This window comes from Amycolatopsis sp. NPDC114503, from assembly GCF_055633655.1.
Map to the genome: position 1 here is coordinate 198886 of NZ_JBVKDT010000006.1, position 17013 is coordinate 215898.

General features: G+C 68.7%; 22 protein-coding genes. 14 read left to right on the forward strand and 8 right to left on the reverse strand.

The features are described from left to right. Positions 1-2: 2 nt before the first annotated feature. Both ACZ7OI_RS26350 and ACZ7OI_RS26355 read right to left on the reverse strand, forming a co-directional pair. Positions 3-341, reverse strand: a complete 339-nt coding sequence (locus tag ACZ7OI_RS26350; protein ID WP_037358212.1) for a P-II family nitrogen regulator — start codon at positions 339-341, stop codon at positions 3-5. After that, complete coding sequence (locus tag ACZ7OI_RS26355; RefSeq protein WP_470266844.1) at positions 338-1705, reverse strand: ammonium transporter; 1368 nt, start codon at positions 1703-1705, stop codon at positions 338-340. Before ACZ7OI_RS26355 ends, ACZ7OI_RS26350 begins: the two co-directional genes overlap by 4 nt. Positions 1706-1880: 175 nt before the next feature. Here ACZ7OI_RS26355 and ACZ7OI_RS26360 point away from each other — a divergent pair, with 175 nt between their 5' ends. The 4 genes from ACZ7OI_RS26360 to ACZ7OI_RS26375 all read left to right on the forward strand — a co-directional run bounded on the left by ACZ7OI_RS26360 (position 1881) and on the right by ACZ7OI_RS26375 (position 5059). After that, positions 1881-2702 carry a putative RNA methyltransferase gene (locus tag ACZ7OI_RS26360; protein ID WP_470266845.1) on the forward strand — a complete coding sequence of 274 codons (822 nt, stop codon included), beginning with the start codon at positions 1881-1883 and terminating at the stop codon, positions 2700-2702. A 68-nt stretch (positions 2703-2770) separates the two neighbouring features. Continuing rightward, entirely contained in the window at positions 2771-4057 is a 1287-nt protein-coding gene (locus ACZ7OI_RS26365) for an O-acetylhomoserine aminocarboxypropyltransferase/cysteine synthase family protein (protein ID WP_470266846.1), read from the forward strand. After that, positions 4054-4530 carry a CoA-binding protein gene (locus ACZ7OI_RS26370; protein WP_470266847.1) on the forward strand — a complete coding sequence of 159 codons (477 nt, stop codon included), beginning with the start codon at positions 4054-4056 and terminating at the stop codon, positions 4528-4530. The genes ACZ7OI_RS26365 and ACZ7OI_RS26370 overlap by 4 nt, the downstream gene beginning before the upstream one ends. Positions 4531-4546: 16 nt before the next feature. Then, positions 4547-5059 (forward strand): DUF6228 family protein, encoded by a 513-nt coding sequence (locus ACZ7OI_RS26375; RefSeq protein WP_470266848.1) that lies wholly within the window; start codon positions 4547-4549, stop codon positions 5057-5059. On the opposite strand, the gene ACZ7OI_RS26380 is transcribed toward ACZ7OI_RS26375, so the two are convergent. Genes ACZ7OI_RS26380 through ACZ7OI_RS26390 form a run of 3 tightly spaced genes read right to left on the reverse strand, consistent with a single transcriptional unit; the run spans position 5052 to position 6362 of the window. After that, positions 5052-5873, reverse strand: coding sequence for a class I SAM-dependent methyltransferase (locus tag ACZ7OI_RS26380; protein WP_470266849.1), 822 nt, complete (start codon positions 5871-5873; stop codon positions 5052-5054). The genes ACZ7OI_RS26375 and ACZ7OI_RS26380 overlap by 8 nt on opposite strands. After that, positions 5870-6196: a VOC family protein gene (locus tag ACZ7OI_RS26385; RefSeq protein WP_470266850.1), complete on the reverse strand. Its 327-nt coding sequence runs from the start codon at positions 6194-6196 to the stop codon at positions 5870-5872. The genes ACZ7OI_RS26380 and ACZ7OI_RS26385 overlap by 4 nt, the downstream gene beginning before the upstream one ends. 1 nt (position 6197) lies before the next feature. Beyond that, on the reverse strand, positions 6198-6362 hold the full coding sequence (locus ACZ7OI_RS26390) for a CopG family transcriptional regulator (protein WP_470266851.1): 165 nt from the start codon (positions 6360-6362) through the stop codon (positions 6198-6200). A 69-nt stretch (positions 6363-6431) separates the two neighbouring features. Here ACZ7OI_RS26390 and ACZ7OI_RS26395 point away from each other — a divergent pair, with 69 nt between their 5' ends. The 3 genes from ACZ7OI_RS26395 (at position 6432) to ACZ7OI_RS26405 (ending at position 9013) form a co-directional block, all read left to right on the forward strand. Continuing rightward, positions 6432-6608: a hypothetical protein gene (locus tag ACZ7OI_RS26395; protein WP_167441866.1), complete on the forward strand. Its 177-nt coding sequence runs from the start codon at positions 6432-6434 to the stop codon at positions 6606-6608. Positions 6609-6746: 138 nt separating this feature from the next. Continuing rightward, complete coding sequence (locus ACZ7OI_RS26400) at positions 6747-7079, forward strand: type VII secretion target (protein WP_470266852.1); 333 nt, start codon at positions 6747-6749, stop codon at positions 7077-7079. Further along, complete coding sequence (locus ACZ7OI_RS26405) at positions 7076-9013, forward strand: WXG100 family type VII secretion target (RefSeq protein ID WP_470266853.1); 1938 nt, start codon at positions 7076-7078, stop codon at positions 9011-9013. The genes ACZ7OI_RS26400 and ACZ7OI_RS26405 overlap by 4 nt, the downstream gene beginning before the upstream one ends. A gap of 71 nt (positions 9014-9084) precedes the next feature. On the opposite strand, the gene alc is transcribed toward ACZ7OI_RS26405, so the two are convergent. Both alc and allB read right to left on the reverse strand, forming a co-directional pair. After that, positions 9085-10104, reverse strand: a complete 1020-nt coding sequence (alc, locus tag ACZ7OI_RS26410; RefSeq protein WP_470266854.1) for an allantoicase — start codon at positions 10102-10104, stop codon at positions 9085-9087. A 4-nt stretch (positions 10105-10108) separates the two neighbouring features. Beyond that, positions 10109-11437, reverse strand: a complete 1329-nt coding sequence (gene allB / locus ACZ7OI_RS26415; protein WP_470266855.1) for an allantoinase AllB — start codon at positions 11435-11437, stop codon at positions 10109-10111. 108 nt (positions 11438-11545) lie between these two features. Between allB and ACZ7OI_RS26420 the strand changes: the two genes are divergently transcribed. From ACZ7OI_RS26420 to ACZ7OI_RS26450, 7 genes are all read left to right on the forward strand, one after another. Next, entirely contained in the window at positions 11546-12022 is a 477-nt protein-coding gene (locus ACZ7OI_RS26420; RefSeq protein WP_370939479.1) for a helix-turn-helix domain-containing protein, read from the forward strand. Positions 12023-12114: 92 nt separating this feature from the next. Then, positions 12115-12600 carry a 2-oxo-4-hydroxy-4-carboxy-5-ureidoimidazoline decarboxylase gene (uraD, locus tag ACZ7OI_RS26425; RefSeq protein WP_470266856.1) on the forward strand — a complete coding sequence of 162 codons (486 nt, stop codon included), beginning with the start codon at positions 12115-12117 and terminating at the stop codon, positions 12598-12600. A gap of 82 nt (positions 12601-12682) precedes the next feature. After that, positions 12683-13000 carry a hydroxyisourate hydrolase gene (uraH, locus tag ACZ7OI_RS26430; RefSeq protein ID WP_470266857.1) on the forward strand — a complete coding sequence of 106 codons (318 nt, stop codon included), beginning with the start codon at positions 12683-12685 and terminating at the stop codon, positions 12998-13000. A gap of 1 nt (position 13001) precedes the next feature. After that, positions 13002-13892 carry a factor-independent urate hydroxylase gene (gene pucL / locus ACZ7OI_RS26435; RefSeq protein ID WP_470266858.1) on the forward strand — a complete coding sequence of 297 codons (891 nt, stop codon included), beginning with the start codon at positions 13002-13004 and terminating at the stop codon, positions 13890-13892. A 25-nt stretch (positions 13893-13917) separates the two neighbouring features. Further along, positions 13918-15264 carry a nucleobase:cation symporter-2 family protein gene (locus ACZ7OI_RS26440; protein WP_470266859.1) on the forward strand — a complete coding sequence of 449 codons (1347 nt, stop codon included), beginning with the start codon at positions 13918-13920 and terminating at the stop codon, positions 15262-15264. Beyond that, the gene (locus tag ACZ7OI_RS26445) at positions 15261-15869 is read left to right on the forward strand and encodes a TetR/AcrR family transcriptional regulator (RefSeq protein WP_470266860.1); all 609 of its coding nucleotides are present in this window, start codon (positions 15261-15263) and stop codon (positions 15867-15869) included. Before ACZ7OI_RS26440 ends, ACZ7OI_RS26445 begins: the two co-directional genes overlap by 4 nt. A 36-nt stretch (positions 15870-15905) precedes the next feature. After that, the gene (locus tag ACZ7OI_RS26450; protein WP_470266861.1) at positions 15906-16256 is read left to right on the forward strand and encodes a twin-arginine translocase TatA/TatE family subunit; all 351 of its coding nucleotides are present in this window, start codon (positions 15906-15908) and stop codon (positions 16254-16256) included. 1 nt (position 16257) lies between these two features. Here ACZ7OI_RS26450 and ACZ7OI_RS26455 read toward each other — a convergent pair whose 3' ends face one another. Then, entirely contained in the window at positions 16258-16944 is a 687-nt protein-coding gene (locus ACZ7OI_RS26455; RefSeq protein ID WP_470266862.1) for a DUF998 domain-containing protein, read from the reverse strand. Positions 16945-17013: the final 69 nt, after the last annotated feature.

Sequence of the window (17013 nt, forward strand, 5' to 3'; positions counted from 1 at the left end):
GGCTACAGCGCGTCCGTGCCGCGTTCGCCGGTGCGGACCCGGATCACGGTCTCCACTGGCGTCACCCAGACCTTCCCGTCGCCGATCTTTCCCGTGTGCGCGGCGGTGGTGACCGCGTCGAGGACCTTCTCGACGACGGCGTCGTCCACCACGACCTCGATCTTCAGCTTGGCCACGAAATCCACCGAGTACTCGGCCCCGCGGTAGACCTCGGTGTGGCCCTTCTGCCTGCCGTAGCCCTGGACCTCGCTGACCGTCATCCCGAGCACGCCCAGCTGCTCCAGCGAGGAGCGGACGTCGTCGAGCGTGAACGGCTTGACGATCGCGGTGATGAGCTTCATGCCTTGGTCTCCTCGAGTTTCGTGACGGGCTTGACCGGGAAGGTCGCCGAGTGGCCGAGGCCGCCCATGCCGGTGAAGTCGTAGGCGCTCTCCGCGTGCTGGCCCTCGTCGATGCCGCTGACCTCGTGCTCGGTGCTGACGCGGAACCCGCCCGCCTTCTTGATCGCGAAGCCGATGATCAAGGTCATGACGAACGAGTAGCCCAGGACGGCAAGCGCGGCGACCACCTGGATGCCCAGCTGCTTGAAACCGCCGCCGTAGAAGAGACCGTCCGCGCCCGCCGAGTTGACGCTCTTGGTGGCGAAGAACCCGATCAGGATGGTGCCGACGAGACCGCCGACGAGGTGCACGCCGACGACGTCGAGGGAGTCGTCGAAGCCGAAGCGGAACTTCAGCGAGATGGCCAGCGCGCACAGCACCCCGGCGATCACACCGATCGCGATCGAGCCGAGCGGGCTCACGAAACCGCAGGCGGGCGTGATCGCGACCAGGCCGGCGACCGCGCCGGAAGCCGCGCCGAGCGTGGTCGGCTTGCCGAACTTGAGCTGTTCCACGAGCAGCCAGCCGAGCACTGCGGCCGCGGTCGCGACGGTGGTGTTGGTGAACGCGACGCCCGCCAGGTCGTTCGCGCCGAGCGCGGAACCGGCGTTGAAGCCGTACCAGCCGAACCACAGCAGCGAGGCGCCGAGCAGGACGAACGGGACGTTGTGCGGACGGCCGGTGTCCTTCGGCCAGCCCTTGCGCTTGCCGAGCACCAGCGCGAGGGCGAGACCCGCGGCGCCCGCGTTGATGTGCACCGCCGTGCCGCCCGCGAAGTCGAGCGCCTTGAGCTGGTTGGCGATCCAGCCGCCCACCGCGTCCTTGCCGGTGAATCCGTCGAACGAAAACACCCAGTGCGCGACCGGGAAATACACGACAATCACCCAGATTGTCACGAAAAGCGTCCAGCCCCAGAACTTCGCGCGATCCGCGATGGCGCCGGAAATCAGCGCCGGGGTGATGATCGCGAACATCAGCTGGAACATGCAGAACGCGAGCAGCGGCAATGCGTCCGGCCCGGGCCACGGAACGGCGGGCGGGCCCGCGCTCGCGAGGCCGACGAGCTTGCCGAACGCGTCCGACAGGCCGGCGTAGTCGAAGTTCCCGACCAGGCCTCCGAAAGCATCGTTGCCGAAGGACAGCGAGAACCCGAAGAGCACCCACAGCACCCCGACTATGGCGAGTGCGATGAAGTTCATCATCAACATGTTCAAAACGCTCTTCGCGCGGACCATGCCGCCGTAGAAGAACGCGAGGCCTGGGGTCATGAGCATGACCAGCGCGGCGCTGATCAGCACCCAGGCGGTATCTCCGGCGTTCAGCACAATCGTCCTCCCGTGCCGTGGGCAACTGCTGAGGAAGTGTTGGCCGCGGGTGTTTCACCGGGCTTCGGTTCACGTTTCCCTCGCGTGAACTCCGGTGCGGTGGTTGTTACGGGGACGTTTCCCCGAGAGTGGGGCGAAATGTCCGGTCAGGCAACCTCGTGGTCGAATAACGCCCATGTCTTTGCCTGATCGGGTGATCGAAGCGCTGCGCTGTTCGGTGTGCGCGGAGCCGGTCGCGCTGACCGGCCGGACGCTGCGCTGCGAGCGGCGGCATTCGTTCGATCTGGCCCGGCAGGGTTACGTCAATCTCCTGCACGCGCGCATCCCGGCGGGGACGGCCGACACCGCGCCGATGGTGGACGCGCGGGCGGCGTTCTTGTCATCCGGGGCGTACGCGCCGCTCGCCGAGGCGGTCGCCGCTGCTGGTTCTGCTCCTGGATTGATCATCGACGCCGGCGCCGGACCCGGCTATTACCTCTCGCGGGTGCTGGACGACGCGCCGGACGCGGTCGGTCTCGCGCTGGACGTCTCGGCGATCGCGCTGCGGCGGGCCGCGCGGGCGCACTCGCGGCTGGGTGCGGCGGTGTGGAATCTGTGGGAGCCGTGGCCGGTGGGCGACGGGGTGGCTTCGGTGGTGCTGGACGTGTTCTCGCCGCGGAATGCTTCGGAGTTTCATCGGGTGCTCGCGCCAGGCGGGAAGCTCGTGGTGGCGTCGCCATTGCCGGGACATCTCGCGGAGCTGGGCGATCTGGTGCTCGCGGTGGATTCCCGGAAGGAAGAACGGCTCGAAGCCGCGTTGGGCGGGTTGTTCGTGCGGGAGTCCGGGGTCGAGGTGGTGCGGACTCAGGAGTTCAGTGCCGCGCAGGTGCGGGATGTCGTGGCGATGGGGCCAGCGGGGTTCCATCTGGACCGGGACGGGCGGCGGGAGCGGCTCGAGGCCGCAGCGGGGCGGGACGTGACGCTGGCGGTTTCGGTGAGCACTTGGCGGCGTGCCTAGACCGCTGGCCGAACCACTCTCCGGGAGGAATGGCCGCCGCCCCCGGCGCTGGGTTAGCGTGGCGGTCGATGAGCGAACGCACCTGGGGCTTCCGCACCCGCGCCCTGCACGCCGGCGGCACTCCCGACCCCGCCACCGGGGCCCGTGCGGTGCCGATCTACCAGACGACCAGCTTCGTGTTCGAGGACGCGGCCGACGCGGCCAATCTGTTCGCGCTGCAGAAGTACGGGAACGTCTACAGCCGGATCGGCAACCCGACCGTCGCGGCGTTCGAGGAGCGCATCGCGAGTCTCGAAGGGGCCATCGGCGGGGTCGCGACGGCCAGCGGGCAGGCGGCGGAGTTCCTCACCTTCTCGGCGCTCGCGGAGTCCGGCGACCACATCGTGTCGGCAGCCGGCCTGTACGGCGGGACGGTCACGCAGCTGACCGGGACGCTCGCGCGGTTCGGCGTCGAGACGACGTTCGTGCACGGCGACACCGAGGAGTACGCCAAAGCCGTCACCGACCGCACGAAGCTGATCTACACCGAGGTGATCGGCAATCCGAGCGGCGCGATCGCGGACCTCGCCGGGCTGGCCGATCTCGCGCATTCGCACGACATCCCGCTCGTGGTCGACGCGACGCTCGCCACGCCGTACCTCTGCCGTCCGATCGAGCACGGCGCGGACATCGTCCTGCACTCGGCCACGAAGTTCCTCGGCGGGCACGGCACGACGCTCGGCGGGGTGGTCGTCGAGGCCGGAACTTTCAACTGGGGCAACGGAAACTTCCCCCGGATGACCGAGACCGTCGACAGCTACGGCGGGCTCAAGTATTGGGAGAACTTCGGCGAGTACGCGTTTTGCACGCGGCTGCGCGCGGAGCAGTTGCGCGACATCGGCGCGGTGTTGTCGCCGCATTCGGCGTTTTTGCTGCTGCAGGGTGTGGAAACGTTGCCGCAGCGGATGGACGCGCACGTCGTCAACGCGCGGGCGATCGCGGAGTACCTGAACGCGGACCCGCGGGTCGCGTGGGTGTCTTACGCGGGGCTGCCGGACCATCCGGATCACGAGCGGGCTGCGCGGTACTTGCCTGCCGGGCCGGGCGCGGTGTTTTCGTTCGGGGTGAAGGGCGGGCGCGCGGCGGGCGAGAAGTTCGTGGAGTCGGTGGAACTGTTGTCGCACTTGGCAAACGTCGGCGACGCGCGGACGTTGGTGATCCATCCGGCCTCGACGACGCATGCGCAACTGTCCGAGGATCAGCTCGCCGCGGCTGGCGTCGGCGCGGACTTGATCCGGCTGTCGGTCGGGCTGGAGGACGTCGAGGATCTGCTGTGGGACCTCGACCAGGCCCTCGACAAGGCGGTGAACGCATGAGCTACGACGTCGGAGCGGTCGAGCGGCGGCGGCTTCTCGGGCGTACGGAATCGGTGACGGTCGTGGGTGCGTCGGCGAATCCGGCACGGCCGAGCTACTTCGTGGCGACGTATCTGCTGTCTTCGACGCGGTACGAGGTCAACTTCGTGAACCCGCGGCTCGACACGTTGCTGGGACGGCCGGTGTATCCGTCGCTGGCGGACGTGCCGGGCGAGCTGGATCTGGTGAGCGTGTTCCGCAAGCACGACGACCTCCCCGGGGTTGCCGAGGAGGTCGTCGACGCCGGAGCGCGGACGTTGTGGCTTCAGCTCGGGCTGTGGCACGAACCGGTGGCGGATCGGGCGCGCGAAGCCGGGCTGGACGTGGTGATGAACCGTTGCGTGAAGATCGAGCACGCGCGGTTCGCGGGCGGGTTGCATCTCGCGGGGTTCAACACCGGGGTGATCAGCTCTCGGCGGCAAGCCGCGCCCTGACCAGTACGTTGGCGGCGTGAACCCGAACTGCCCGCACGGCTGGCCGCGGCCCGAAACCGAGATGACCTGCCTGGACGACCTCGAAGTCGTCTTCCGCGGCGACCAGGTCTCGGTGCGGTTCGGCGAACGGCACGCCGCCGACCACCACCTGGACCGGCGGTTGTTCTTTGCCGTGCGCGTCCAGGCGCCTGGGCTCGATGCCCGGCTGGAGCACGTCACCAACTACGTGACAGGCCGCGGCCTCGCCCGATTCCTCGACGGACTCGACTTCCGCGGCTGGGAAGGCGAACGACGCTGGGTCAACGCCGATCGGGACCTGATCGTGTCCGCGACGTTCCGCTCCGGCGGACACATCGAGCTGGCCTGGACGATCCGGCCGTGGCGGCACTCCGTCTGCGGCGAATGGGAAGCCACTGCCACGACCACGATGGAGGCCGGCGCGGAGAAGGACGATCTGGCCGCCCAGCTGTGCGATTTCCTTACCGCCGAAGGGTTTCCGGTGGGATACCACGAGACCGAGTTCAGCTGACCGTCGCCACCAGGAATTCCTCCCCCGACGTCTCCAGCCCGTCCGAACGCCCGGACAGATACCGCTTGGTCAACTCGGCCGCACTGACGTGCCGGACGTCCTGAAAGCCGCACTCCCGCGCGAAATCCAGCATCTCGTCCGGCGCGAAGAAGCTCACGAACGGCGTCCCGGCCGCCTCCGCGCCCTTCATCGCCGCTGCTCGCGCCGCCCGGTCGGGTGCGTCCAGGTACTCCTCCGGCATCTGGAACGTCATCGCCACGACGGTGCCCTGCGCGAACCCGGCGAGCGCGTGCAAGGTCGCGGCGTTCGCCTCGCGGGTCAGGTACATGCTGACGCCCGTCGACGCCACCACGGCGGGTTTCGCGACCTCGAAACCGTTGGCGGCCAAGCGTTCCGGCCATTGCTCGCCGGATTCGAAGTCGACCGGCACGAAGCGGTACGGAGCGGGCAGCCCGAGTTCGGCCAGCCGTTCCCGCTTCCACTCCTGCGTGCCCGGCTGGTCGATCTCGAACACCCGCACGCCCAGCTCCGGCTCCCGCTGCGCGAACGTGTCCAGCCCGGCGCCGAGCAGGACGTACTGCGAGACCCCGCGTTCACGCACCAGATCCTCGACAAACCGGCTGCGCAGCACGATCCCGGCGCGGAACCCGCGGGTGAAGTCCAGGTCCATGTCCGGCCGGGACCGCCAGTCCGGGCCGGGATCCGCCAGCCGGAGACCGATCTCGTCGACCAGCGCGTGCGGCGGCGGATCGGCGAGCACGTGCAGCGCGCGCCACAACGCGACGCGCACCGCGGTGTGGTCCGGCTCGCTCACTTCGGGGCACGCAGGACCCAGGCCCTGCCGTCCGGATCCCGCACGGTCATTTCGCGGGTGCCGTAGTGGGTGTCCTCGAACGGGGTGACGACGTCGAGTCCCGCGTCGACCGACTCGTCCGGCACCGCTACCACCACGCTCGTGCGCGGCTCTTGGCTTTCGGGGACCTCGGCCACGAACACCGGCACGCCGTCGCCGTTCGACAGCTGGCCCGAGCTGTGGTCGGTCTCGAAATCGAGGCCGAAACCCACGCGCTGCAGGAACTTCGCGGTCTTGCCCCAGTTGTGCGTCTCCAGGAAAAGCATGGTGATGCCGTCGCTCATGTCAGCCGTCCTCTCGTTGTTCCGGCGGGTCGCCGAGATAAGCCCGCAAAGCCGCGGCGACCAGCGCGGACAGCGACTGCTCGTTCTCGATCGCCCGGTACTTCACCTGCTTGATCAGCTCGACCGGCAGGTAGACGTTGAATTGTTTGACCTCTTCACCGGCCATTCTAGAATGCTAGCAATCTAGCCAGCGGCAGGCAAGTCCGGGCCGCGGCCGCCGTGAGAAGGTGGAGGCATGGCGAAACCCTCCGGGCTGCAGATCAGGAACATCATCGCCGCCGTCCTGATGGCTGCCGCGTTCGTGTTCAACCTGGTGACCGGCGGCCCGTGGTGGGTCACCGCGATCGTCGGCGTCGCGGCCCTGCTGTCGTCCTTCTCCGCCTACCTGAACCGGCCGAGCGCCCGGGGCTGACCCGCGAGGGCAACCCGGCCCGGACGCTCGGGCAGGAAGGGCGTCTCGTTCAACCTTCGTCCGCACGGACGTCGCCTCCGGTTCAACCGCCGCTGCTCTACTCGGCGCGGCGCGATCGCGGCAGGCGAAGGAGTGTTGGTGGCAGGGAACGGCTTCACCGTCCACCCGGACGAGTTGCACAAATTCAGCGAGTACATGGACAAGACCACCGTGCCCACGGTGGACGACTCCGCGAAGGCGGTGGACGACGCCAACGGCGGGGACATCGACGCGTTCGGCGTCGTGCTCGCGCAGGTGCTCGCCATTCCCGCGCGGATCGCGCTGAAGGCCGTCTCCGACAATCTGCACGGCGTCGCGAAGGACGTGACCGACAGCGCGGACAAGACGCGCCAGGCCAGCGAGCAGTACAGCAAGGGCGACCAGGACCTCGCGAAGGCGTTCGACCAGTTCAAGCCGGAGCAGGTGAAATGAGCGCCGTCGTCCCCATCACGGATTCGAACAACACCACCGGCGCGGGCGCCATCGACAGCTGGCACAGCGTCGTCTCGTCGATCCAGGAGATCCAGCACCTGCACGGCGCCGACGCGGCCGCGGTGGGCGTCGAGATCGGCGTTTCGATCGTCGGCGCGATCGCGGACACCGCGGCGCTCGTCCTCGACCCGTTCGGCAAGCTGATCGCGGCCGGGCTCGGCTGGCTGATCGAGCACATCTCGTTCCTCAAAGAAGGCCTCGACAAGCTCGCCGGCAAACCCGAGGCGATCAAGAAGATGGCCGAGGAACTGCACAAGACCGCCCAGAACCTGCGCAACGCGGCGAAGGACCTCGACACCACGCTGCAGAAGACGGTCGTCAACTGGCAGGGCGAGGGCGCGGAGGCGTTCAAGAAGAACATCGGCGACCGGCGCGGCCAGATCGACAGCGCCGGACAGGCGGTCGACGTCGCGGGTTACGTCGTCGAGACGACGATGGCCCTGGTCACCGTGGTGCGCTCGCTGATCCGCGACCTGATCACGACGTTCCTCGGCGACGTCATCGCGACCATGCTGATCGCGCTCGCGATGGCGGCGTTCACGTTCGGCGCGTCGATCGTGGTCGGGGTGGGCAACGTGATCCGGTCGGGGATCTCGCTGGCGCTGACGATGGCGTCGAAGATCGCCCGGGTGGTCGGCCTGGGCGGGCGGACCGCGAGCCGCTTGGCCCAACTGGCGGAGAAGGTCAAGCCTTCGCGCGGCGGTGCCGGTGGCGGCGGGACGCACGGCGGGGGCGGCAGCACGCACGGCGGCGGGAACAACCACGAGATGACCGACCTCCCGCCCGGCGGCGGAAACCACGGCGGCGGTGGCGGCGGGAATGGCGGGCACAACACGCCGCATGACGACACGCCGGGCGGCAACAATCACCATGACGACACTCCCGGCGGCGGCAACAACCACCACGACGATGCGCCGGGCAACAACCCTGGCCACGACGACACGCCGGGCGGGAACAACAACCCGCACGAAGAGCGGCCGAACAACCAGCCGCACGAGGACGACCCGTTCGACACCTGGCTGGCCGCGGACCAGCACTTCAACCCGCCGACCAACCGCCCGCACGACACTCCTGGCGGCAACCCGCACCACGAAGACACCCCGGGCGGGGGCGGCAACCACGAGAACGCGCCGGGCAACAACACCGGCCACGACAACACCTCCGGCGGGAACAACCACCACGAGGACACCCCCGGCGGCAGCAACACCCCGCACGACGACACTCCCGGCGGCAACAACCACCAGGAAGACCACCCGGGCAACAACCCGAACCACGAGAACAACGGCAACCACCACGAGGACAACGCGGGTGGCGGCAACCACCACGACGACAACGCGGGCGGCGGCAACCACCACGACGACAACGCGGGCGGCGGCAACCACCACGACGACAACGCGGGTGGCAACCACCACGACAACAACGCAGGCGGAAACCACCAAGAAGGCAACCAGGGCGGCGGCGAGCACGGGAACTCTCAGGGCGAGGGAGGCGGGTCCGGGCGGCCCTCCGGCCCGCAGTCGCCGTTCAAGCCGTACGACTTCAGGTGGATGAAGAAGCACGAGGACTGGATGGAGAACATGTGCAACCTCCCCCAGGTCCAGAAGTACACCGGGGGCAAGAACGTCTGGAAGGACATCGTCAAGGGCCCGGACGAGTACTTCAAGACGCACCCGAACCTGTACCCCTTCATGAAGGGCTTGGCGGACGCCAAGAGCAGCAAGAACTTCGTAGGCTGGATGGGCAAGGACTCGATCAACTTCGACAAGGCGATCACTGACATCCACATGCAGGCCGAGGAAGCCTGGAAGACCTCCGACGAGGAGTGGCGCAAGGAGCACCCGGACCCCGCGACCGAGGGAAACAGCGCGGAGTAACCCCAAAAGCCGTGAAGGGCCCCTTGAGGGAATCTGGTTCCCTCAAGGGGCCCTTCACGGACCGGGAAAACTCAGTCGGAGGTCTCCGCGAACCGCGCAGTCACGGCTTCCCGGCCGCGTTTGCTCAGTTCGCCGAAGAGGCGCAGCCGGGCGAGGCCGCCGTCCGGGTAGATGTCCAGCCGGACTTCGGTTACCTCGGGGCCGTCGTCCGCCAGGGCGAAGCGGTGCCGGGTGTCGGGCTGCAACCTGGTGCGCGGCAACAACTCCACCCACTCGCCCTCGTCGGCGCGGCCGCTCACCGAAGCCCAGCCGGGCGCGTTTCCCTTGAGGTTGCTGGTATCCAGCTCCACGAACCGGATCAAGCCCGCGCCCGCCAGCCGCACCGTTGCCCAGTCGTTGCCGTCATCGCGGCGGCGGGCGGTTTCCCAGCCTTCCGCCTGGTGCGCGGCGAGGCCCGGCGACAGCATGTTGTTCGGCGACGAATAGAACATGTCGCTGCATCCGGTGACGACCGCGCCGTTCTCCAAGGCCGCCAGGTCCAGCGAGCGCGGGTCGAGCAACGCCGGATCGGGCACCGGAGAACCGTGCACGCGCAGTCGCGCGACGCCGCCGTCGGGGTGCTGGGTGAGGCGCACGTGGGTGTAGCGGCGCGGGGACGTCACCTTGTAGTAGTTCTCCGAGTCGCCGACCGCCGGTTCGCGGTCGACCAGGACGTCCCAGTCGGCGTCCTGCAGCTCGGCCGCGCTCGGGTAGCCGGGGACGGACGTCGCCGCCACGGACACGAACGGCGGGTAGTTGCCCTTGAAGAACGCCGTGTCCACTACTACCCCGGACACCACGCCGCCGAGGCCGAGGCGGACGAGGGCGTGGTCGTCGCCGGGTTCGCGGTGCCGCCGGGTCTCCCAGCCGTCGTACACCTGGCCCTTCGGGCCGAACGTTTCGGCGCGGTGCGCCGGCCGCCACGGGTTGACCAGGTTTTCCTTCTCGGCGAACAGTTCGTCGCTCGCCCACATCACGGTGCCCCCGAACAGGCGCGAGGCCAGATCGGGCTGGGTAGTCCACTCCGGACGGTCGGACACGTGCTCCTCCATCTCTTCAGCAATTGCCCCGGGTCAGCAAAGTCCCCCTCGGCTCGTCGCCGGTCACCGGCTCGCCGCGCAGCCAGGTGCCGCGCACGACACCGGCGAGCGGACGCTGGTCGTACGCGCTCACCGGGTTGCGGTGCGCGAGCTTCGCGACGTCCACGACGAAAGCTTCGTCCGGCGCGAAGACGCAGAAATCGGCGTCACAGCCCGCTTCCAGCTTGCCCTTGCGCGTCATCCCCACCTGCGCGGCCGGACGCTCGGCCATCCACCGCACCACGTCGACGAGACCGAAGCCGCGCTGGCGGGCTTGCGTCCAGATCGCGGGCAGACCGAGCTGCAGGCTGGAGATTCCGCCCCAGGCGAGACCGAAATCGCCGGTGTCAAAGCGTTTCAGCTCCGGCGTGCACGGCGAATGGTCGCTGACGATCGTGTCGATCACGCCGTCGGCCAAACCCTGCCACAGCAATTCCCGGTTCGCTGCCTCGCGAATCGGCGGGCAGCACTTGAATTGCGTTGCCCCGTCACGGATTTCCTCGGCGATGAACGACAGGTAGTGCGGGCAGGTCTCCACCGACAGCGCGACCCCTTCGCGGCGCGCGCTGGCGATCAGCGGCAAAGCGTCCGAAGAGGACAGATGCAGGACGTGCGCGCGGGCGCCGGTGCGCCGGGCCGCTTCGATCACGTGCGTGATGGCCAGGTTTTCCGCGCCGCGCGGGCGAGAACCGAGAAAGTCGTGGTACTTCTCGCCGTGCGGATCGGGGGCGGCGTCGATCGCTTCGGAATCCTCCGCGTGCACGATCATCTGCGCGTCGAACGACTTCAGCTCGCGCAGCGCGGATTCCAGGCCGGCCGCGTCCAGCGGAGGGAATTCGTCGACGCCGGAGTGCAGCAGGAAGCATTTGAAGCCGAAGACGCCCTCGTCGTGCAGCCCGCGCAGATCGCCTTCGTTGCCGGGAATCGCGCCGCCCCAGAACCCGACGTCCACGTGCACCCGGCCGCTCGCTGCCTTGCGCTTCACCTCCAGCGCGGCCACGTCGACCGTCGGCGGCAGGCTGTTGAGCGGCATGTCCACGATCGTCGTGACGCCACCGGCTGCGGCCGCGCGCGTCGCGGTCTCGAAGCCTTCCCATTCGGCCCGGCCAGGGTCGTTGACGTGCACGTGGGTGTCTACGAGACCGGGCAGCAGCACCTCGTCCTCGCCCAGGTCAACGACCCGCGCGCCGGCTATCTCGACGACACCGGGTTCGACCGCGACGATCCGCCCGTCGCGCACGCCGATCGTCGCCGGCCCGAGACCGGCGGGGGTCACCGCACGCGCGGCCCGCACCACGAGGTCCATCGACGGCACCCTCCAGTTCCACGTTACGGAAAGAGTCTTTCGCTCACCGAGATTAGACACGTCCTTCCCGGCTCGTCAACGCCGTCCCTACCACGTTACGGTCACCGGGTGGAGTTGGAAGCCGAGTTCACCAGCGAGCCGTTCCGCGGCGAGGGCGCGCCGCCGGAGCACGCCGTTCGCGCCCGCGACGCCGCCGACGCGGCCGGACTCGACACCGACTTCGGCCCGCTCGGCACCCTGGCCCGCGGGACCGCCGACGAACTGTTCGCCGCGTTGCCGTCGATCGCCCGCGCCGCCCTCGAAGGCGGGGCCACCCGGGTGACGCTGCAGCTGCGCCGGACCGACGATTCCGACACCGTTCCGGCGGTCGAACTCAACAGCGCGCTGTCGCGATTGATCGCCGACGTGGAACGCGAACTCGGTTCGAAACTCCGCGACCTCGACCGCCCGGAGAAGCAGCGCGCGGTACGCCTGCTGCGCGAGCGAGGGGCCTTCAACCTGCGGAAATCGGTCTCGGCAGTCGCCGAGGAACTGGGCGTCACGCGGTTCACGGTCTACAACTACCTCAACCGGGAAGCCGACTGAAACAGCCACGGGCCGCGATTCAACAAAGTGTTGACGCACGCTCGACCCGGCCGTACGGTCAGCGGAACACCACCTCCCCGGAGGAGATTCCGTTGCCGCTCGCACTCGCCGAGTTCAACTCCGCATCCGCCGCCGAACTCCGGCCGACGCTCACCGCCTGCCTGGCCGTGCCGCGCTGGGTCGACACCGTGCTCGACGGCCGCCCGTACGCCGATTTCGCCGCGCTGAGCAAGAGCGCGGACAGCGCGACTCCGTTGCGGCGCAACGAGATCCGCGACGCGATCGCCGCGCACCCGAGGATCGGGGAACGCCCGACCAGCAGGGGAAGCGACGCCGATTGGTCCCGTTCGGAACAGTCCGGAGTGGACAATGCGGACGAATTCGCCGCCGCCAACGCCGATTACGAGCAGCGTTTCGGTCATGTGTTCCTGGTGTGCGCCAGCGGGCGCAGCGGCGAGGAGCTGCTCGCGAACCTGCGCTCCCGGCTCGGCAACGACCCGGAGACCGAACTCGACGTCGCCGGCGCGGAGCTGGCCAAGATCGCGCAACTGCGCCTGGCGAAAGCGGTAACAGCATGAGCGCCGCTTGCAAGCGAATCATGGATATTCATGCCGTCGACTCCCAGGCAGCCAGTGTGAAACTCATCAAGGAGGCGACGGCATGAGCCTCGTGACGACCCACGTCCTCGACACCGCCACGGGAAAGCCCGCCGCTGGTATCTCAGTGCGCTTCGAGCGCCAGGACGGCTCGCTGATCGCCGAGGGCAAGACCGACGACGACGGCCGCATCCGCGACCTCGGCCCGGACACGCTCGCCCCCGGGGTGTACCGGCTGATCTTCGACACCGGGAGCTACCTCGGCCCGGAGGCGTTCTTCCCCGACGTCACCATCGCCTTCCGGATCGTCGACGGCACGTCGCACCACCACGTGCCGGTGCTGCTGAGCCCGTTCGCCTATTCCACCTATCGCGGGAGCTGACATGGGAATCTCGTTGGGCCCCAACCAGTACGGCAAGGCCGAGGTCCGCCTCGTCACCGTCCGGCGCACCGGCGGCGTGCACCATCTGCGCGACCTCACGGTGTCCTCGGCGCTGCGCGGCGACCTGTCGGACACGCATCTCACCGGCGACAACTCCGCCGTGCTGGCCACCGACACGCAGAAGAACACGATGTACGCCTTCGCCAAGCAGCAGGACGTCGGCGAGATCGAGGACTTCGCCCTCCGGCTCGGCAGGCGCTTCGTCGACACGCAGGAAAAGATCACCGGCGCGCGGGTCTCCGTCGAAGAGCAGGAATGGGACCGCATCACGGTGGACGGCGCGCCGCACGACCATTCGTTCAGCAGCTCCGGCGGCGAACGCCGCACCACCACTGTCACCGTGCACGCCGACCGCGCCTGGGTCGTGTCCGGAGTGGACGGTCTCGTCGTGCTCAAGTCCACCGGGTCCGAATTCCACGGCTACCCGAAGGACGAGTACACCACGCTCGTCGAAACCGACGACCGCATTCTCGCCACCGCCGTGACCGCGCGCTGGCGTTACGAGGGATTCACCGGGATCGACTGGGCCAAGAGCCATCGGGCGATCCGGCAGACGCTCCTGGAGACGTTCGCCACCAAGCACAGTCTTTCGCTGCAGCAGACCCTGTACGCGATGGGCGAAGCCGTGCTGCAGGCACGGCCGGAAGTAGCCGAGATCCGGTTCTCCTTGCCCAACAAGCACCATTTCCTCGTCGATCTAAGCCCCTTCGGCCTCGAGAACCACAACGAGGTGTTCTACGCCGCCGACCGGCCGTACGGCCTCATCGAAGGCACGGTGGTCCGCGACGAAGCCGAAGAGCCCGGCCCGGCCTGGACCGACGCCGTGCTCTAGCCCCGAGTCCCCTCCGGGAGAGCGCATGTCAGTTACACAGGAACGACCTTCTCGGCACCCCGTGGACGTGCGGCCCCCGCTGCCGCAACTGATCCTCGGAGGAATCCAGCACGTCGCGGCCATGTACGCCGGAGTGGTAGCGCCACCGCTCGTCATCGGCGCGGCCGTCGGCCTCTCCCCCGGCCAGCTCACGCTGTTGATCAGCGCGGCGCTGTTCACCGCGGGACTGGCCACCCTGTTGCAGACCCTCGGTTTCTGGCGCTTCGGCGCGAGACTGCCCCTGGTCAACGGCGTCACTTTCGCCGCCGTAGCGCCAATTCTGTCCATCGCAGCGCAGCATCGCGACGGCAACGCCTTGGGTGTCGTCTACGGCGCCACGCTCGCCGGCGGCGTGTTCGTCGTGCTCGCCGCACCGTTTTTCTCCAAGCTGACGCGGTTTTTCCCGCCGGTGGTGACGGGGACGGTCATCACGCTCATCGGGGTCTCGCTGCTGCCGGTCGCCGTGCAGTGGATCGCCGCGCAGCAGAAATCCGCCAAGCCCAGCGGGCTCGTGCTGGCCGGGATCACGCTCGTCGCGGTGCTCGTCTTCACCCGGTTCCTGACCGGGTTCTGGAGCCGGATCGCGCTGCTGCTCGGCCTGGTCGTCGGCACCGCCGTCGCGTGGCCGCTCGGCCAAGTCGACACATCGACGCTGAAGCAGGCCCCGGTGTTCGGCATCGTGACGCCGTTCCATTTCGGCGCTCCGGCGTTCGACATCGCGGCGATCGTCTCGATGCTCATCGTGATGCTCGTGGTGATGGCGGAGAGCACCGCTGACCTGCTGGCGCTCGGCGAGATCGTGGACCGGCCGACGACCAGCCGCGTACTGGCCGACGGCCTGCGCGCGGACGGGCTTTCCACCGCAGTCGGCACGATCTTCGGCGGGTTCGCCTGCACGGCGTTCGCGCAGAACATCGGGCTCGTGTCGCTCACCCGCATGGTGAGCCGGTACGTGGTCGCGGCCAGCGGCGTGGTGCTCGTGCTGCTCGGCGTGTTCCCGATGACCGGCGGGATCGTCGCGCTGGTGCCGCAGCCGGTGCTCGGCGGGGCCGGGCTGGTGCTGTTCGGCAGCGTCGCGGTGAGCGGCATCCGGACGCTCGCGAAGGCGTCGTTCGAGCATCCGGTCAACGTCGCGATCGTCGCCGCGTCGCTCGGGGTCGGGCTGATCCCGATCGTCATGCCGGACTTCTACTCCGGGTTCCCGGCGGCGCTGCAGGTCGTGCTCAACTCCGGGATCAGCGCGGGCTGTGTGACCGCGGTGGTGCTCAACCTGGTGCTCCGGCCGCGCTTGATAGAACGCTCTACTGTCAAGGAGTTATCCTCGGTGGCGTGACAGGCACCAAGGACCGCATCCTCGCCGCCGGGGCGGAGCTGTTCCGGCAAGGCGGGTACGCCGGCACCGGCATGAAGCAGATTGTCGAGAAGGCCGGCGCGCCCTTCGGGTCGGTGTACCACTTCTTCCCCGGCGGCAAGGAACAGCTGGGCGAAGAAGTGGTACGCACCTCGGGGATGCAGTACGCGCAGCTGTTCGAAGTCTTCATCACCCCGGCGCCGGACCTGATCACCGGCCTCGAAACCTTCTTCGCGGGCGCGGTCACCACGCTGCTCGACACGGACTACGTCGAAGGCTGCCCGATCGCGACCGTCGCGCTCGAAGTGGCGACCACGAACGAACCCCTGCGCAAGGCCACCGCGGACGTGTTCGAGGCGTGGACCAAAGCGGGCACCAAGGGGTTCTCCGCCTTCGGCCTTCCCGAGGAGCACGCGCGCACGCTCACGCTCGCCTTGGTGACCAGCCTGGAGGGCGCGTTCGTGTTGTGCCGCTCCATGCGGACGACTGAACCGATGGCGGTCGCGGGCGCGGCCGTCGTCGACGTAGCGCGACGGCTGCTGACCGAACTGGGTGACGACGGGAAACGCTGCACCGGGGACGGCTAAGCTGGGACCAACATCCGGGTCCGCAGGAGGTGGCCGGTGTTCGGTCTCAGCATCGACCACATCGTGATTCTGTTGCTCGCCGGGTTGTTCATCCTCGGCCCGGAACGGCTGCCCGAGGCCGCGCAGTGGGCCGCGCAGGCCTTGAAACGGGCGCGCGGGTTCGCCGCGGGCACCAAAGCCCAGCTGGAAGCGGAGCTCGGCCCCGAGTACCAGGAGCTGCGGAAACCGTTGCAGGAACTGCAATCCCTGCGAGTCGGCAACCCCCGGGCCGCCGTGACGAGGTATCTGCTCGACGACACTCCCCCGGCTCCGACTCCGCCGCCCGCTCCGGCGCCGGTTCCGTTGCGGGCCAACGAACGCCCGCCGGTCGACCCCGACGCCACCTGAGCTACTCCGCCGCGCGCCACGCCCATCCGGCCAGCACGAGCAGTTCGGCCAGTTCCAGCACCGCCATCAGCCGTTCCACGAGCCCGGTCGCCACGGTCGGCAGATGCTGCCCGAATGCGACATTAGCCGCGAACGGAATGAGAAACGGCAGAAAGAACGGCACGGCGGTCAGCCCCAAAATGCGCGACCAGCGCGCGTAACCCCGCCATTGCGGCGAATTCCGGTGCGCCCAGCCGAGCAGCCAGCCGGCTAACGGCAAACTCACACAACTGATCCCAGTCGCGCCGAGATGCACTTTTCCGACCCATGTCACCGCATTTCCCTGCGGGTCCTTCGTGAACAACGCCACCGCCGCGAGCCCGGCGCACCAGGCGGCCACCGCGACGAGCGTCAGCGGCCCGTACAGCAGCCCGCGGCGGCGCAGGACCACGGCGATCACCACCGATCCGGCCGACGTCAGCAGCATCGCCGCCGCCCACATCCACCAGCCGGGAGTCCAGGCGTAGTCGCTGAGCATCGCGCTGACCGGGTCGATCGGCCCCCAGTAGCGGTCGACGTGCAGCACCACCAGGAACGCGGCCGCGAGCAGCACCGCGGCCACCGCCGCGCCGAGCGCGCGTTTCGTTCCTTTCGCCGACGGGGCTGGCGCCGGCGCCTGGACCGGCACCGGGGTCAGTTCTGTCGCCACCGCTGGTTCTCCGCTCGCCCGTCCGCTTTTTCCGAAGCATATCCTGGCCGCGAACTCGTCGCTTTCGGA

Bases quoted from the DNA above. Each gene is read 5' to 3' on its own strand.
- ACZ7OI_RS26370 (WP_470266847.1), top strand. From the start codon at position 4,054: ATGAGCTACGACGTCGGAGCGGTCGAGCGGCGGCGGCTTCTCGGGCGT.
- alc (WP_470266854.1), bottom strand. From the start codon at position 10,104: ATGGAGGAGCACGTGTCCGACCGTCCGGAGTGGACTACCCAGCCCGAT.
- ACZ7OI_RS26350 (WP_037358212.1), bottom strand. From the start codon at position 341: ATGAAGCTCATCACCGCGATCGTCAAGCCGTTCACGCTCGACGACGTC.
- allB (WP_470266855.1), bottom strand. From the start codon at position 11,437: ATGGACCTCGTGGTGCGGGCCGCGCGTGCGGTGACCCCCGCCGGTCTC.
- ACZ7OI_RS26405 (WP_470266853.1), top strand. From the start codon at position 7,076: ATGAGCGCCGTCGTCCCCATCACGGATTCGAACAACACCACCGGCGCG.
- ACZ7OI_RS26385 (WP_470266850.1), bottom strand. From the start codon at position 6,196: ATGAGCGACGGCATCACCATGCTTTTCCTGGAGACGCACAACTGGGGC.
- ACZ7OI_RS26360 (WP_470266845.1), top strand. From the start codon at position 1,881: ATGTCTTTGCCTGATCGGGTGATCGAAGCGCTGCGCTGTTCGGTGTGC.
- ACZ7OI_RS26440 (WP_470266859.1), top strand. From the start codon at position 13,918: ATGTCAGTTACACAGGAACGACCTTCTCGGCACCCCGTGGACGTGCGG.
- ACZ7OI_RS26365 (WP_470266846.1), top strand. From the start codon at position 2,771: ATGAGCGAACGCACCTGGGGCTTCCGCACCCGCGCCCTGCACGCCGGC.
- uraH (WP_470266857.1), top strand. From the start codon at position 12,683: ATGAGCCTCGTGACGACCCACGTCCTCGACACCGCCACGGGAAAGCCC.
- ACZ7OI_RS26390 (WP_470266851.1), bottom strand. From the start codon at position 6,362: ATGGCCGGTGAAGAGGTCAAACAATTCAACGTCTACCTGCCGGTCGAG.
- ACZ7OI_RS26395 (WP_167441866.1), top strand. From the start codon at position 6,432: ATGGCGAAACCCTCCGGGCTGCAGATCAGGAACATCATCGCCGCCGTC.
- pucL (WP_470266858.1), top strand. From the start codon at position 13,002: ATGGGAATCTCGTTGGGCCCCAACCAGTACGGCAAGGCCGAGGTCCGC.